Source organism: Serratia sp. PL7 (genome assembly GCF_945957435.1).
Window position 1 is genome coordinate 145,407 of the sequence record NZ_CAMFLB010000001.1, and the last position, 13,576, is coordinate 158,982.

The 13,576-nt window shown below is 61.2% G+C and carries 14 protein-coding genes; 12 read left to right on the forward strand and 2 right to left on the reverse strand.

What is annotated here, in order from left to right; all coding sequences use genetic code 11:
- Window positions 1-6: 6 nt before the first annotated feature.
- Window positions 7-987, reverse strand: coding sequence for a Bug family tripartite tricarboxylate transporter substrate binding protein (locus N6G83_RS00755; protein WP_049203699.1), 981 nt, complete (start codon window positions 985-987; stop codon window positions 7-9).
- 275 nt (window positions 988-1,262) lie between these two features.
- Here N6G83_RS00755 and N6G83_RS00760 point away from each other — a divergent pair, with 275 nt between their 5' ends.
- From N6G83_RS00760 to N6G83_RS00770, 3 genes are all read left to right on the forward strand, one after another.
- Entirely contained in the window at window positions 1,263-1,592 is a 330-nt protein-coding gene (locus N6G83_RS00760; RefSeq protein ID WP_025303699.1) for a hypothetical protein, read from the forward strand.
- Between the two features lie 167 nt (window positions 1,593-1,759).
- Window positions 1,760-2,434, forward strand: a complete 675-nt coding sequence (gene tctD, locus N6G83_RS00765; protein WP_025303698.1) for a transcriptional regulator TctD — start codon at window positions 1,760-1,762, stop codon at window positions 2,432-2,434.
- A complete protein-coding gene (locus N6G83_RS00770; RefSeq protein ID WP_043140131.1) occupies window positions 2,421-3,839 on the forward strand; it encodes a sensor histidine kinase in 1,419 nt (472 codons plus the stop codon). Before tctD ends, N6G83_RS00770 begins: the two co-directional genes overlap by 14 nt.
- Here N6G83_RS00770 and N6G83_RS00775 read toward each other — a convergent pair.
- Window positions 3,836-4,756, reverse strand: coding sequence for a DMT family transporter (locus tag N6G83_RS00775; protein ID WP_019453750.1), 921 nt, complete (start codon window positions 4,754-4,756; stop codon window positions 3,836-3,838). The genes N6G83_RS00770 and N6G83_RS00775 overlap by 4 nt on opposite strands.
- A gap of 117 nt (window positions 4,757-4,873) precedes the next feature.
- Here N6G83_RS00775 and N6G83_RS00780 point away from each other — a divergent pair, with 117 nt between their 5' ends.
- From N6G83_RS00780 to cvpA, 9 genes are all read left to right on the forward strand, one after another.
- Complete coding sequence (locus N6G83_RS00780; RefSeq protein WP_025303695.1) at window positions 4,874-5,647, forward strand: AraC family transcriptional regulator; 774 nt, start codon at window positions 4,874-4,876, stop codon at window positions 5,645-5,647.
- 53 nt (window positions 5,648-5,700) lie between these two features.
- Window positions 5,701-6,822, forward strand: a complete 1,122-nt coding sequence (gene pdxB, locus N6G83_RS00785; protein WP_043140127.1) for a 4-phosphoerythronate dehydrogenase PdxB — start codon at window positions 5,701-5,703, stop codon at window positions 6,820-6,822.
- Window positions 6,823-6,932: 110 nt separating this feature from the next.
- Window positions 6,933-7,943 (forward strand): aspartate-semialdehyde dehydrogenase, encoded by a 1,011-nt coding sequence (locus tag N6G83_RS00790; protein ID WP_025303693.1) that lies wholly within the window; start codon window positions 6,933-6,935, stop codon window positions 7,941-7,943.
- Window positions 7,943-8,764: a tRNA pseudouridine(38-40) synthase TruA gene (gene truA, locus N6G83_RS00795; RefSeq protein ID WP_167324477.1), complete on the forward strand. Its 822-nt coding sequence runs from the start codon at window positions 7,943-7,945 to the stop codon at window positions 8,762-8,764. The genes N6G83_RS00790 and truA overlap by 1 nt, the downstream gene beginning before the upstream one ends.
- Window positions 8,765-8,842: 78 nt before the next feature.
- Complete coding sequence (locus tag N6G83_RS00800; protein WP_004936130.1) at window positions 8,843-9,505, forward strand: DedA family protein; 663 nt, start codon at window positions 8,843-8,845, stop codon at window positions 9,503-9,505.
- Between the two features lie 232 nt (window positions 9,506-9,737).
- On the forward strand, window positions 9,738-10,646 hold the full coding sequence (accD, locus tag N6G83_RS00805) for an acetyl-CoA carboxylase, carboxyltransferase subunit beta (protein WP_025303691.1): 909 nt from the start codon (window positions 9,738-9,740) through the stop codon (window positions 10,644-10,646).
- A 191-nt stretch (window positions 10,647-10,837) separates the two neighbouring features.
- Complete coding sequence (folC, locus tag N6G83_RS00810) at window positions 10,838-12,103, forward strand: bifunctional tetrahydrofolate synthase/dihydrofolate synthase (protein WP_043140120.1); 1,266 nt, start codon at window positions 10,838-10,840, stop codon at window positions 12,101-12,103.
- Window positions 12,104-12,841, forward strand: a complete 738-nt coding sequence (gene dedD, locus N6G83_RS00815; RefSeq protein ID WP_049203693.1) for a cell division protein DedD — start codon at window positions 12,104-12,106, stop codon at window positions 12,839-12,841.
- Between the two features lie 234 nt (window positions 12,842-13,075).
- On the forward strand, window positions 13,076-13,576 hold the full coding sequence (gene cvpA, locus N6G83_RS00820; RefSeq protein WP_004936119.1) for a colicin V production protein: 501 nt from the start codon (window positions 13,076-13,078) through the stop codon (window positions 13,574-13,576).

The window sequence follows — 13,576 nt, forward strand, 5'->3', positions numbered from 1 at the left end:
CTGCGGTTATTTGGCCAGGCCGAACACTTTCGCCTGCTCACGGTATTGGGCAACCTGATTCTTCACGTAGGCGTCCAGCTCTTTGCCGGTCATGTTGAATTCGAACAGGCCGCGCAGATCGCGTTGCTGCTTGAATTCCTCGGTCGCCATCATTTTCTGGAAGGTGTCGATCCACCACTGATACTCTTCATCGCTGACTTTCGGCCCGACGTAGAAGCCGCGAATGATCGGCCACACCAGGCTGTACCCCTGTTCTTTGGCGGTTGGAATGTCGGCCAACTGGCCAGGCAAACGTTGCTCGGCATACACCGCCAGCACGCGGATTTTGTCGCCCTGCAGGTAAGGCACCATCTCGCTCAGATCACCGGAAACCGCCTGAATATGATTGCCCAACAGCGCGGTGACCGGCTCGCCGCCGCCTTCGAACGCCACGTAGCGCATCTTGCGCGGATCCACGCCGACTTCGCGCGCCAGCAGCGCAGTTTTCATCCAGTCCTGGCTGCCGATGGAGGCGCCGGCGCCGAACACCACGCTGTTGGGATCTTTTTGGAAGGCGTCCATCAGGTCTTTCAGAGTCTTGTAAGGCGAGTCGGCGCGCACCGCGATCATGCCGTAGTCGGTTCCGACCGCCGCCAGCCATTTCACGTCGTCCACGTTATAGCGGCCGAACTTGCCCTGGGCCAGATTGAGCAGCGAGCCGCCGGAGAAGGCCACCACGGTGCCGAACTCCGCCGGGCGCTGCGCGACGATGGCGTTGTAGGCCACCGCGCCGACGCCGCCGGGCATATAGGTGACGCGCATCGGTTTATCGATGGCCTTGGTGTCCTGCAACGACACCTGAATCAGCTTGCAGGTCAGATCGAAGCCGCCGCCGGGCTTGGCCGGCGCAATACATTCGGTGCGTTTGGGCGCTTCCACGGCAAAGGCCTGAGAGGCTGCCAGCAACAGTGCGGCGGCGGTAAAGGTACGGGTCATTATTTTTTTCATTGTGGCTTGCCCTCGGTATTGTTCTGGTTGTGAATCCCGCAGAGCGCGGTTGCAGGATTGTTAAAACAACAACCTTTCATTTACCTTTCAGTGGCCGGAAAAGTTTCCAGTCTGTGATTAGGGTCTCTTGTCGCCAGTGAATCACGGGTGCGCTACCATAGAAATGCGGGCAGGAACAGGGCGCAAAACCGGCCAAAATCCTGCGTAATATCAGGTTTGCCGTTCTGCTTTCGCGATAAAATCATGATCAGTGAAATGAATAGAGACGCAGTGATATGTTTTCGTTAGGGAAATTATTTGGTGGTAGGGACAGCGCCAAAGTATGCGCGATTAAACGGTTGCCTGAGGTCTATGCGGAGATGGTCGGTGAAACCGGGCAGTGCCGTTTGAAGCGACTGCGTGCCGACGTTGGCGTGTTTGAACTGCATTTCGTCAACGCCGACGGTGAAAAGTATGCCTGCCAGATGACCGCCTGCGTGACCGGCATCGATCTGGTATTTGCCGTCAACAATCGCTCCGTGCTGGTTTCTTCGCCGTTTACCGCCGACAAGCTGCGCCCGGTACTGGACATTGCCGTGGCCGATAGCCCCATTCCGCTGATCTGACATCGTCCTGCGATCGCGCTCTATACGCATAATTGTGTGCCAGCTCCCAAAACTGGCGGCGCGGCGCTCTTTTATCCCCTTATTTTCCATGCCATTCTCTGTTATCGACCTGTTAACAAGCGCGATATTGGCGCCAGGTTGTTCAGATAAATCAATGGAATGGGAACATGCGACTGTTATTGGTTGAAGATCACCCCGAGCTGTCTCACTGGTTGCAAAAGGCGCTGACCGGCGCCGGCTTTGCCGTCGACGTCGCCCCGGACGGCGTGGCAGCGGATCACCTGCTGCTCAACGAACGCTATGCGCTCGCGGTGCTGGATGTGGCGCTGCCGCGTATGAACGGTCTGGATTTGCTGGCGCGCCTGCGCAAGCGCGGGCAGGATCTGCCGGTGCTGCTGCTGACGGCGCGCACCGACGTGGCCGACCGGGTAAAAGGCCTGAATCTGGGGGCGGACGATTACCTCACCAAGCCGTTCGAACTGGACGAGCTGGAAGCGCGTATTCGGGCGCTGCTGCGCCGCAGCGTCGGCGCCCCGCAGCCGGCGTTGCAGTACGGCGCGTTGACCTATCACGACGAAGGCTATTTTCTGCTGGAGAGCAAACCGCTGGCGCTGACGCCGCGTGAGCTGGCGGTGTTGACCGCGTTGATGCACCGGCGCGGCCGCCCGGTGGCCAAGCAACAGCTGTTCGAGCAGGTATTTACGTTGTCCGACGAGGCCAATCCGGAGAGCATCGAGCTTTACGTACACCGCCTGCGGAAAAAGCTGCAGGGCAGCGACGTGGCGATCGTCACGCTGCGTGGCCTGGGTTACAGCCTGGAGCTGTGCGATGCGGTGGTTTAACGCGCCGCGTTCGCTGTTCTATCAACTGCTATTGTTTTTTGGCCTGCCGCTGCTGGCGTTGGGCGGCATCTCTATCTACACCCACTATTTCAGCGCCATGAGCGCCGCCACCCTGGCTTACGATCGCACGCTGCTGGCGTCGGCGCGCACCGTAGCGGAGCGACTGGTGGTGCGCGAAGGCAAGCTGGCGGTTGATGTGCCCTATGTGGTGCTCGACAGCTTCGAGCGCAACATGAACGATCAGCTGTATTACGAGGTGATCTCGCCGCAGGGGAAAAGCATCTCGGGCTATGACGATTTGCCGCCTTTGCCGCCCCATATCCCGCGTTCCACGCTCTACCCGGCGCTGGTGCATTTTTATGATGCGGAATACCTCGGCAGGCCGATCCGCGTGGCGGCGCTGTTTCAACCGGTCAACGAGTCGGGCGTGAGCGGCATGGCGACCATTCTGGTGGCGGAAACCCTGGAGTCGCGCCGTTACCTGGCGCGGCAGATGATGATCGCGGCGCTGCTGAGCCAGGGCACGGTGGTGGCGTTAACCCTGATCCTGGCGTTCGCATTGCTCAAGCGGGTGTTGAAGCCGATGCGTAAGCTCTCCGGTATCATGCTTCGGCGCGATCCGGGCGAGCTGACGCCCTTGCCGCGGGTATTGCCATGGTCGGAGATGCAGCCGCTGCTGGTGGCGTTTAATCGTTACATCGAACGGCTGCGGCTGATGGTGGCACGTCAGGAGCGCTTCAGCGCCGACGCTTCGCACCAACTGCGCACGCCGCTGGCGGTGTTGAAGACTCAGGTTGGGGTAGCGCTGGCCAGTGACCGGCCGCAGCAGTGGCGCGAAAGCCTGCAGGCGATGAGCGCGACGCTGGATAATACCGTGTCGCTGACCGACCGCCTGCTGCATCTTTCACGCCTGAAGGCCAGCGAGCACCAGGCCGATCGTAAGTTGCAACCGGTCAACCTGGCGCAGGTGCTGCGCGACGCCTGCTTTTCCCGCTTGCCGCAGGCGCGCAGTAAACAGATCGATCTCGGGTTCGAAGGCGAGGCGGCGTGTCAAGTGGCGGGGGAGCCGCTGCTGTTGGCCGAGCTGTGCGCCAACCTGCTGGACAACGCGCTGAAATATACACCGCGTCAGGGCGTGGTGACCGCGCGCCTCACGCAGGATAAGGCGGCAGGGGAAGGCGTGCTGGAGATAGAAGACAGCGGCCCCGGCATCGCCTTGCAGGACAAGGCGCTGGCGCTGCAGCCGTTTCACCGGCTGGACAACGTGGGCGATCAGCCGGGCGCCGGATTGGGACTGGCGTTGGTGAAAGACATCACCGCGTATCACGGCACCCGCCCGGAGCTGTTGAGCTCTGCCGCGCTGGGCGGCCTGTTGGTGCGGGTGCGTTTCAGGCTGCTGCCTTAAGCCTGTTCTTTGCAGGACTCTGCGTTGGCCGCCGGGGCTTTGGCTTTACGCGTCAGCGGCGTGCGCAGCCGCTGCGACAGGATAACGCCCAGCAGGGTAATGCCGCCGCCGATCAGGTGGTAACCGTGCAACTGCTCATGCAGGAACAGCACGGCGATAGCGGCGGTAAACACCGGTGCCAGGTTCATGAAGATCGAGGCGGTGTTGGCGCCCAGGCGCATCACGCCCTGGATCCACAGGAACGGGGCGATGATCGAAGCCGGAATGCCGGCGAACAGCACCAGCGGCAGGTTATGGCCGTTCAAGCCGACATCCTGCGCCATCAGGAAATTAGGCAGTAACAACAGCACGCCGAACAGGATCTGCACGTACAACGATTGCCAGTTCGGCAGCGCGATGGCCCAGCGTTTGGTCAACACGCCATACAGCGCGTACGAGGCGGTGGCGAGCAGCATCATCAATTCCCCTTTGCCGATACCGTGCTGCAACAGCACGCCGGGCTGACCGCCGCTGACCAGCCAGATCAGGCCGCAGAAGGAGAGTATGCTGCCGAGCAGCACGCCGACGGTTGGCGCAATGCGCAGCAGAACGATGCTGATCAGGATGGTCAGCAGCGGGATCAGCGACACGATGATGCCCATAAACAGCGCGCTGACGCTGTGCGCGGCGTAATAGGCCAGGCTTTGGTACAGCACCATGCCCAGCAGGCCGAGGATCATCAGCTTCCACCAGTTGGCGCGCACCTGCGCCCAGTTGCGCAGCACGCCCGGCAGCACGAACGGCGTGAGGGCAATCAGCGCCAGCAGCCAGCGGTAGAGCGAGATGGCCGCCGGATCGATGGCGGTGGCGGAGAGTTTGCTGACGACGGCATTAATCGACCAAATCAGCACGGCCAACAGCGGGAAGAGCATATTCATGATAATTATTCTCAATAACGTCCAACATGCTGGCTAGTCTACGCGTGTCCGGTTTATCATATATAGCGATATCCAGACAAAAATCGGCGTAAACAAGACAAATCACGGGACGAAACCATGCCAGAAATCCGCCATTTCCCCGAGTCGTTGATCCCGGCGCCCAACCCGGTGCAGTTCCGCTGCGAGGAGTTCAACGCGCGCACCGAATTCCAGCCGCACAGCCACACCTGGGGTCAGTTGATGTGGGTTAAAGCCGGGGTGATGGTGCTGCGCATCGGCGGGCAGCGCTTTCTGGCGCCGCCGGAGTTCGTGCTGTGGGCGCCGGCTGGCATCGAACACTCCTGCTATAACCAGCGGCTGGCGCAGTGCCGCATGGTGGACATCACGCCGGCGCTGTGCACCGGCATGCCGGCCGACCCCTGTCTGGTGAGCGTAACGCCGATATTCCGCGCCATCGCCGAGGATTTCTATGCGCGCAAGCAGTACATTCCGCAGGCGGAGGCGGATTTGCGTCTCTGCCAGGTGCTGATCGATCAGCTGCGCCTGTCGCCGCGCCAGCAAACCTATCTGCCGTCGTCGGACGACAAGTTCTTGGCGCCGGTGCTGGAAGCGTTGGAGCATTGTCCGGCGGACAACACCTCGCTGGCGGCGTGGGCGGCTCGGGTCTACACCACCGAGCGCACGCTGTCGCGACGCTGCCAACAGGATCTGGGCATGTCGTTCAGCGAATGGCGCCAGCGCCTGCGGTTCCTGCATGCCGTCTCCCTGCTCGAGCAGGGCAAGACCGTGCAGGACGTGGCGTTAGACGTCGGCTACAGCTCCGCGTCGGCCTTTATCGTCATGTTCCAGCAGATCGCCGGCACTACCCCTGAGCGCTTTCGCCGTGCCTGATTCAGTGGCACACTATTTCGCAGACAAATAGCCGTAAACCGTCGGAGAACGCAGTGAAAATTCTGGTTGATGAAAATATGCCGTACGCGGCCGAGCTGTTCAGCCGCCTGGGCGAGGTGCAGGCGGTACCGGGCCGCCCGATCCCGCTCGAGGCGCTGGCGGATGCCGATGCGCTGATGGTGCGTTCGGTCACCAAGGTCAATGAAGCCTTGTTGGCCGGCAGCCATATCGACTTTGTCGGCACCGCCACCGCCGGCACCGATCACGTCGATGAAGCCTGGCTGCAACGTCAGGGCATCGGCTTTTCCGCCGCGCCGGGCTGCAACGCTATCGCGGTGGTCGAGTATGTGTTCTCTGCCTTGATGCTGCTGGCCGAACGCGACGGCTTCCACCTGCGGGATAAAACCGTCGGCATCGTCGGCGTGGGCAACGTTGGTTCCCGTCTGGACGCTCGCCTCAAAGCGCTGGGCGTGCGCACGCTGCTGTGCGATCCGCCGCGTGCCGATCGCGGCGACGCCGGGGAATTCTGGCCGTTGGAGAAGCTGGTGGCCGAGGCCGACGTGCTGACCTTCCATACGCCGTTGAATAAATCCGGCCCATACCATTCGCTGCATCTGGCGGACGCCGAGCTGTTGGCGGCCCTGCCGGACAACCGCATTCTGATCAACGCCTGCCGCGGGCCGGTGGTGGATAACGCCGCCTTGCTGCAGGCGCTGGAAAAGGGCAAAAAGCTGAGCACGGTGCTGGACGTGTGGGAACCGGAGCCGGATCTCGCCTTACCGCTGCTGGCGCGGGTGGATATCGGTACCGCGCACATCGCTGGGTATACGCTGGAAGGCAAGGCGCGCGGTACCACCCAGGTGTTCGAGGCGTTCAGCCGCCATCTGGGGCAGCCGCAACAGGTGGCGCTGGCCTCGCTGTTGCCGGTGCCGGAGTTCAGCCAGATCCGCCTCAATGGGCCGCTGGATGAAGCGCGGTTAAAACGATTGATGCACTTGGTGTATGATGTGCGCCGCGATGATGCGCCGCTGCGCAAAGTCGCTGGGCAACCGGGCGAATTCGATCGCCTGCGCAAGCACTACCAGGAGCGCCGCGAGTGGTCTTCGCTGGCCGTGCAATGCGATGACAGCGCCAGCGCCGAGCTGCTCGGCAAGCTGGGTTTTAGCCTGGCGTAGCGCGTAAGGTTGTCTTAAGCCAACGCCGCTACAGTGAGCGGTAAAGATTATCGGGCGGTGATTGCACTGCCCGTCTGCTTTTATGAATGAAATACTCTGGAGAAAACCCGATGTCTGACGGCTGGAATATCGCGCTGCTCGGCGCCACTGGCGCGGTAGGTGAAGCGTTGCTGGAATTGTTGCAGGAACGCCAGTTCCCGGTGGGTGAGCTCTATCCTCTGGCAAGCGAACGCAGTGCGGGCGCCAATGTGCGCTTCAACGGCAAGTCTCTTCTGGTGCAGAACGCCGAAGAGTTCGACTGGTCGCAGGCCCAACTGGCCTTCTTCGTCGCCGGCAGCGACGCTTCCGCTCGCTATGCCGAAGAGGCCGGCAACATGGGCTGCCTGGTGATCGACACCAGCGGTCTGTTCGCCATGGAGCCGGATGTGCCGCTGGTGGTACCGGGTGTTAACCCGCAGGTGTTGGCGGATTACCGCAACCGCAATATCGTCGCGGTGGCTGACAGCATGGTCAGCCAGCTGCTGACGGCGATCAAACCGCTGACCGAACAGGCGGGGCTCTCGCGTCTGCACGTTACCACGCTGATGTCGGTATCCTCGCGCGGCAAGGCCGCGGTGGACGATCTGGCCGGCCAGAGCGCGCGCCTGCTGAACGGCATTCCTGCCGAGGAAGGCGTCTTCGCTAAACAGCTGGCGTTTAACCTGCTGCCGCTCGTTGCCGACGAGCAGGGCAGCGTGCGCGAAGAGCGTCTGATCGTCGATCAGGTGCGCAAGGTGCTGCAGGATGAAGGGTTGCCGATTTCGGTGAGCTGCGTTCAGTCGCCGGTGTTTTACGGCCATGCGCAGGTGGTGCACCTGGAAGCGCTGCGCCCGCTGTCCGCCGAAGAGGCGCGCAGCGAGCTCGAAGAAGTCGAGGACATTCAGCTGAGCGAAGAGGACGATTACCCGACTCAGGTAACCGAAGCCTCCGGCAGCGATGCGCTCAGCATCGGTTGCCTGCGTAACGATTACGGCATCCCCGAGCTGCTGCAGTTCTGGACGGTGGCGGACAACGTGCGCTTCGGCGGCGCGTTAATGGCGATCGAAACCGCCGAGCGTCTGGTGCAGGAGCAGATGTACTGATGTCAGAGGTGGTCTCGCCCGCTCAGCCGACGCTGAAGGTAGCGCTGGGCATCGAATATGACGGCAGCCGGTACTACGGCTGGCAGCGGCAGCAAGAAGTGGCCAGCGTGCAGGAGCGCCTTGAGCAGGCGTTGAGCAAGGTGGCGGATGCGCCGATCAACGTGCTGTGCGCCGGGCGCACCGACGCCGGGGTGCACGCCACCGGGCAGGTGGTGCATTTCGAAACCACCGCGCGTCGCAAGGACGCCGCCTGGACGATGGGCGTGAACACCCATTTGCCGCCGGACATCGCGGTGCGCTGGGTGAGCCCCGTCGCCGACGATTTTCACGCGCGTTTCAGCGCTACCGCGCGCCGTTACCGCTATATTATTTTCAACCATCGCTACCGGCCGGCGGTGTTGCAACAGGGGGTGACGCACTTTTATCACCCGCTGGATGCCGATCGCATGCACCGGGCGGCGCAGGCGCTGCTGGGCGAGAATGACTTCACCTCGTTCCGCGCGGTGCAGTGTCAGTCGCGCACCCCGTGGCGCTGCGTAAAACACGTTAAGGTTACGCGCTACGGCGAATATATTGTGGTAGATATCAAGGCGAATGCCTTTGTGCATCACATGGTTCGCAATATCGTCGGCAGCCTGATGGAGATCGGCTGCGGCAATCAGGATGAGAACTGGATGGCCGAGTTGCTGGCGCTGAAGGATCGCAATCTGGCGGCGGCGACGGCGCGAGCCGAGGGGCTGTATCTGGTTGCCGTGGACTATCCCGATCATTTTGGTCTACCGCGGCCGCCGATAGGGCCGCTGTTTTTGCCCGACGATTAAACGCCGGCACGCCTGAAAGCGTCGCTCCCTTGTGCTTCTGCCGGGTGATTGAAACACCCGGTATCAATGAGAGAATTTATGGACATCATCAAGTTTATTATTGATTTCATTTTGCATATTGATGTGCACCTGGCCGAGCTGGTCGCACAATACGGCATGTGGGTCTACGCTATTCTGTTCCTGATCTTGTTTTGCGAAACCGGCCTGGTGGTGACGCCGTTCCTGCCGGGGGATTCTTTGCTGTTTGTCGCCGGCGCGCTGGCGGCGTTGCCGACCAACGATCTCAACGTGCACACCATGGTGGCGTTGATGGCCGTAGCGGCGATCATTGGCGATGCGGTGAACTACACTATCGGGCGGTTGTTCGGCGAGAAGCTGTTCAGCAACCCGAACTCGAAAATTTTCCGCCGTAGCTACCTGGACAAGACGCATCAGTTCTATGAGAAGCACGGTGGGAAAACGATTATTCTGGCGCGATTCGTGCCGATCGTGCGTACTTTTGCGCCGTTCGTCGCCGGCATGGGGCATATGTCCTATCGCCACTTCGCCGCCTACAACGTGATTGGCGCACTGGTTTGGGTGCTGCTCTTCACTTATGCTGGCTACCTGTTCGGCGATCTGCCGGTGGTGCAGGAGAACCTGAAACTGTTGATCGTCGGGATCATCATCGTTTCGATTCTGCCGGGCGTGATTGAAATTTGGCGTCACAAGCGCGCGGCCGCCCGCCAGCAAAAACAGTAAAAACATCGCTTAACCTGTCGGTTCGACCAGTTTTTTGTCCACAGCGCCGGGCCGATATGGTTTAATGAGCGACATTATGGTCTGTTCCTGCGAACAACCCTGAAGCCGATGCCTCAGTCGCCGCGCTTGCCGCGCCGCGAACGGGCATTTTTTCATTGGGGTGTTTTCAGGGGGATTGTTAAAGCATGAACAGCGGACTGGCGTGTGCCAGGTTCAAACAGAAAGGTCATCGATGAGCTGGATTGAACGAATTCTTAACAAGAGCAATATCACACAAACCCGTAAGGCGAGCATTCCTGAAGGGGTCTGGACCAAATGCGACAGCTGCGGCCAGGTTCTCTACCGCGCCGAGCTGGAGCGTAATCTGGAAGTGTGTCCGAAGTGCGACCACCACATGCGTATGGGCGCGCGCGCGCGTCTGCATACCCTGCTGGACGAAGGCAGTGAAGTGGAGCTGGGCAGCGATCTGGAGCCGAAGGACGTTCTGAAATTCAAGGATTCCAAGCGCTATAAAGATCGTCTGGTCGCCGCACAGAAAGCGACCGGCGAGAAAGATGCGCTGGTGGTGATGAAGGGCACGCTGTACGGTATGCCGATCGTCGCCGCATCCTTCGAATTCGCTTTCATCGGCGGCTCAATGTCTTCCGTGGTCGGCGCGCGTTTCGTGCGTGCGGTTGAGCAGGCGCTGGAGGACAACTGTCCACTAGTGTGCTTCTCCGCCAGCGGCGGCGCGCGCATGCAGGAAGCGCTGATGTCGCTGATGCAGATGGCGAAAACCAGCGCGGCGTTGGCTAAGATGCAGGAGCGCGGCTTGCCGTACATCTCCGTGCTGACCGACCCGACCATGGGCGGCGTCTCCGCCAGCCTGGCGATGCTGGGCGACATCAATATCGCCGAGCCGAAAGCGCTGATCGGCTTTGCCGGCCCGCGCGTCATCGAGCAGACCGTGCGCGAGAAACTGCCGCCTGGCTTCCAGCGCAGCGAGTTCCTGATCGAAAAAGGCGCGATCGACATGATTGTTCGCCGTCCGGAGATGCGCCAAACGTTGGCGAGCATTCTGTCCAAGCTGACCAACCAACCGCAGCCGCATTTCGATGAGGCCGCGCCGGTCATTGAGCCGGAGCCGCAGGCCGACGCCTGAGGCAAAGACAGATCCCGCCCGGGTTCAGCCGCCACTTTGTGGCTAAGTGACGGCTGATGCCCGTTCCCTGCCGGCCGTGGCCTATCGCGCCATGGTTTGCGGGTTGGCGGCGGTTACGAAGCGCATCGCCTTTACCGCGGTGAGGGTGGTGCCCTGATGGATTAATGAACCCAAGTTCAGTGACGGGACTCATGCAAAACCACCAAATTCCCCAAGCCACGTCGCCATTGAGCTCGTGGCTTTACTATCTGGAACGTCTGCACAGCCAGGCGATCGAACTCGGTCTTGAGCGCGTACAGCGCGTCGCGGCGCATCTGGATTTACTGACCCCCGCTCCTACGGTGTTCACCGTTGCCGGCACCAACGGCAAAGGCACGACCTGTCGTACCCTCGAAGCCATTCTGCTGGCCGCCGGCCTGCGCGTCGGCGTCTACAGTTCGCCACATCTGGTGCGCTATACCGAACGCGTGCGCATTCAGGGGGAAGAGCTGAGCGAAGCAGAGCATAGCCGCTCGTTCGCCGCCATTGAAGCCGGCCGCGGCGAAACGTCGCTGACCTATTTCGAATTCGGCACCCTGTCGGCGCTGCAGCTGTTCAAACAGGCGCGGCTCGACGTGGTGATCCTGGAAGTGGGCCTGGGCGGGCGTCTCGACGCCACCAATATCGTCGATCCGAGCGTGGCGGTGATCACCAGCATTGCGCTCGATCATACCGACTGGCTGGGCAACGATCGCGAAAGCATCGGCCGTGAAAAGGCCGGTATTTTCCGCAGCGGCAAGCCGGCGGTGGTGGGCGAACCCGACATGCCGGATAGCATTCGCCAGGTCGCCGAAACGCTGGGCGCACCGCTGTATCGCCGCGGTGAAGCCTGGAGCTTCAGCGAGCAGGGCGATCGCTGGCAGTGGCAGGGCGGTGACACGCAGCTGACCGATCTGCCGACGCCGAACGTACCGCTGGCCAACGCCGCTACCGCGCTGGCGGCGCTGAACTGTTCGCCGCTGGAAATCGACGAACGCGCGATCTTCACCGGGCTGCAGCAGGCGACGCTGCCGGGGCGTTTCCAGATCGTGCGGCGGGAGCCGATGCTGATCCTCGACGTGGCACACAACCCGCACGCCGCCGGCTATCTGGCCGGGCGTCTGGCCAAGCTGCCGCGCGACGGCGGCAAGGTGCGCGCGGTGGTGGGCATGCTGTCCGACAAGGATATCGCCGGCACGCTGGCCTGCCTCAGCGAGCAGGTGGATGAATGGTACTGCGCACCGCTCGACGGGCCGCGCGGTGCCAGCGTCGAACAGCTGGCGCAGCATCTGACGGAACCGCGCCGCTTTAATGATGTCGAAACTGCCTGGCGGCAGGCTATGCAGGATGCTGATAAACAGGATATTGTGATCGTCTGTGGATCGTTCCACACCGTGGCGCAGGTGATGGCGGCGTTAGACGAGATGCGGGGAGTGTGAGTGGCGAGTAAATTTCAGAACCGACTGGTTGGAACCGTGATTCTGGTGGCGCTGGGGGTAATCATCCTGCCAGGGTTGCTGGACGGCAAAAAGAAGCATTACGAGGATGAGTTCGCGGCCATTCCATTGGTGCCGAAGGCGGGCGACGTCGAAGAGAACGACGTGCTGCCGCCGGTGACGCAGCCGTTGCCGGCGCAGCCGCCGGAAGGGGCGGGCGCGCTGGTCGAGCAGCAGGCGGCCAACGAAGCGGCGGCGCAACAGGCGGTGCGGCAGAGCGCTCAGCAACCGACGCAGGTGGCGCCGCCGCCGGTCGAGACGCGTCCTCAGCCGGTGCAGCAGCCTAAGCCGAAGCCGGTGGAAACCAAACCGGTGGAAGTGAAACCAAAACCGGTACCGCAGCCGAAGCCGGTGGAGGTGAAACCGGTGCCGAAGCCGGAACCGACGCCGAAACCAGAACCGACGCCGCAGCCAAAACCGGCGGAAGAAAAAGCGCCGTCCGGGCAAGCCTATGTCGTGCAGCTCGGGGCGCTGAAGAACGCCGCCAAGGCGAACGAGATTGTCGCTTCGCTGCGTCTCTCGGGCTATCGCGCCTTTACCGTGCCGTCAACGCCGGTGCAAGGGCAGATCACCCGCATCTACGTTGGCCCGGACGCTTCCAAGCAGAAGCTGCAGGCGGCGCTGCCGTCGCTGAACTCGATCAGCGGGCTGAGCGGGCAGGTGAAGCCGTACGGCCGTTAAACCCCGCGGGGGCGCAGCAGGATGCGCCCCTGAATTCAGGAATGGTGGAGAGAAAGCGAGAGAAACCGCGCCTTTTACAGGCGAAATCACCTATGTAGGCGCGGCGATTGGGAATTTTTTAATCGCCGCTTTTTATTTGTAACGTGGTAGGAAATCCCCTACGCAAACGTTTTCTTTTTCTGTTAGAATTCGCCGCGAATTGGATGCAGGGGCGATTCATCATTGGAATAGTTCATGGTCTGGATTGATTACGTCATTATAGCGGTGATTGGATTTTCGGCTCTGGTGAGCCTGATCCGAGGGTTTGTTCGCGAAGCATTGTCACTTGTGACATGGGGATGTGCGTTTTTTGTTGCCAGCCATTTCTACTCTTACCTTGCGGTCTATTTCACTCGTTTTGAAGATGAACTGGTGCGAAACGGCATCGCGATCGCGATTTTGTTCATCGCGACCCTGATCGTAGGGGCTATTGTTAACTATGTGATTAGCTCACTGGTAGAGAAAACCGGGTTGTCAGGCACCGACCGGGTGCTGGGCATCTGCTTCGGCGCACTGCGCGGCGTGTTGATTGTCGCGGCGATCCTGTTCTTCCTGGATACCTTTACCGGCTTTTCACAAAGTGCCGACTGGAAACAGTCGCAGCTGATCCCCCAGTTCAGTTACGTCATCAGGTGGTTCTTTGACTACCTGCAGAGCACGTCGAGTTTCTTGCCGACCCAATTGCCGGGGCGGTAG

Coding starts and splice junctions, on each gene's coding strand:
- N6G83_RS00755 (WP_049203699.1), bottom strand. CDS start 987: ATGAAAAAAATAATGACCCGTACCTTTACCGCCGCCGCACTGTTGCTG.
- N6G83_RS00760 (WP_025303699.1), top strand. CDS start 1,263: ATGTTTTCGTTAGGGAAATTATTTGGTGGTAGGGACAGCGCCAAAGTA.
- tctD (WP_025303698.1), top strand. CDS start 1,760: ATGCGACTGTTATTGGTTGAAGATCACCCCGAGCTGTCTCACTGGTTG.
- N6G83_RS00770 (WP_043140131.1), top strand. CDS start 2,421: ATGCGGTGGTTTAACGCGCCGCGTTCGCTGTTCTATCAACTGCTATTG.
- N6G83_RS00775 (WP_019453750.1), bottom strand. CDS start 4,756: ATGAATATGCTCTTCCCGCTGTTGGCCGTGCTGATTTGGTCGATTAAT.
- N6G83_RS00780 (WP_025303695.1), top strand. CDS start 4,874: ATGCCAGAAATCCGCCATTTCCCCGAGTCGTTGATCCCGGCGCCCAAC.
- N6G83_RS00790 (WP_025303693.1), top strand. CDS start 6,933: ATGTCTGACGGCTGGAATATCGCGCTGCTCGGCGCCACTGGCGCGGTA.
- truA (WP_167324477.1), top strand. CDS start 7,943: ATGTCAGAGGTGGTCTCGCCCGCTCAGCCGACGCTGAAGGTAGCGCTG.
- N6G83_RS00800 (WP_004936130.1), top strand. CDS start 8,843: ATGGACATCATCAAGTTTATTATTGATTTCATTTTGCATATTGATGTG.
- accD (WP_025303691.1), top strand. CDS start 9,738: ATGAGCTGGATTGAACGAATTCTTAACAAGAGCAATATCACACAAACC.
- folC (WP_043140120.1), top strand. CDS start 10,838: ATGCAAAACCACCAAATTCCCCAAGCCACGTCGCCATTGAGCTCGTGG.
- cvpA (WP_004936119.1), top strand. CDS start 13,076: ATGGTCTGGATTGATTACGTCATTATAGCGGTGATTGGATTTTCGGCT.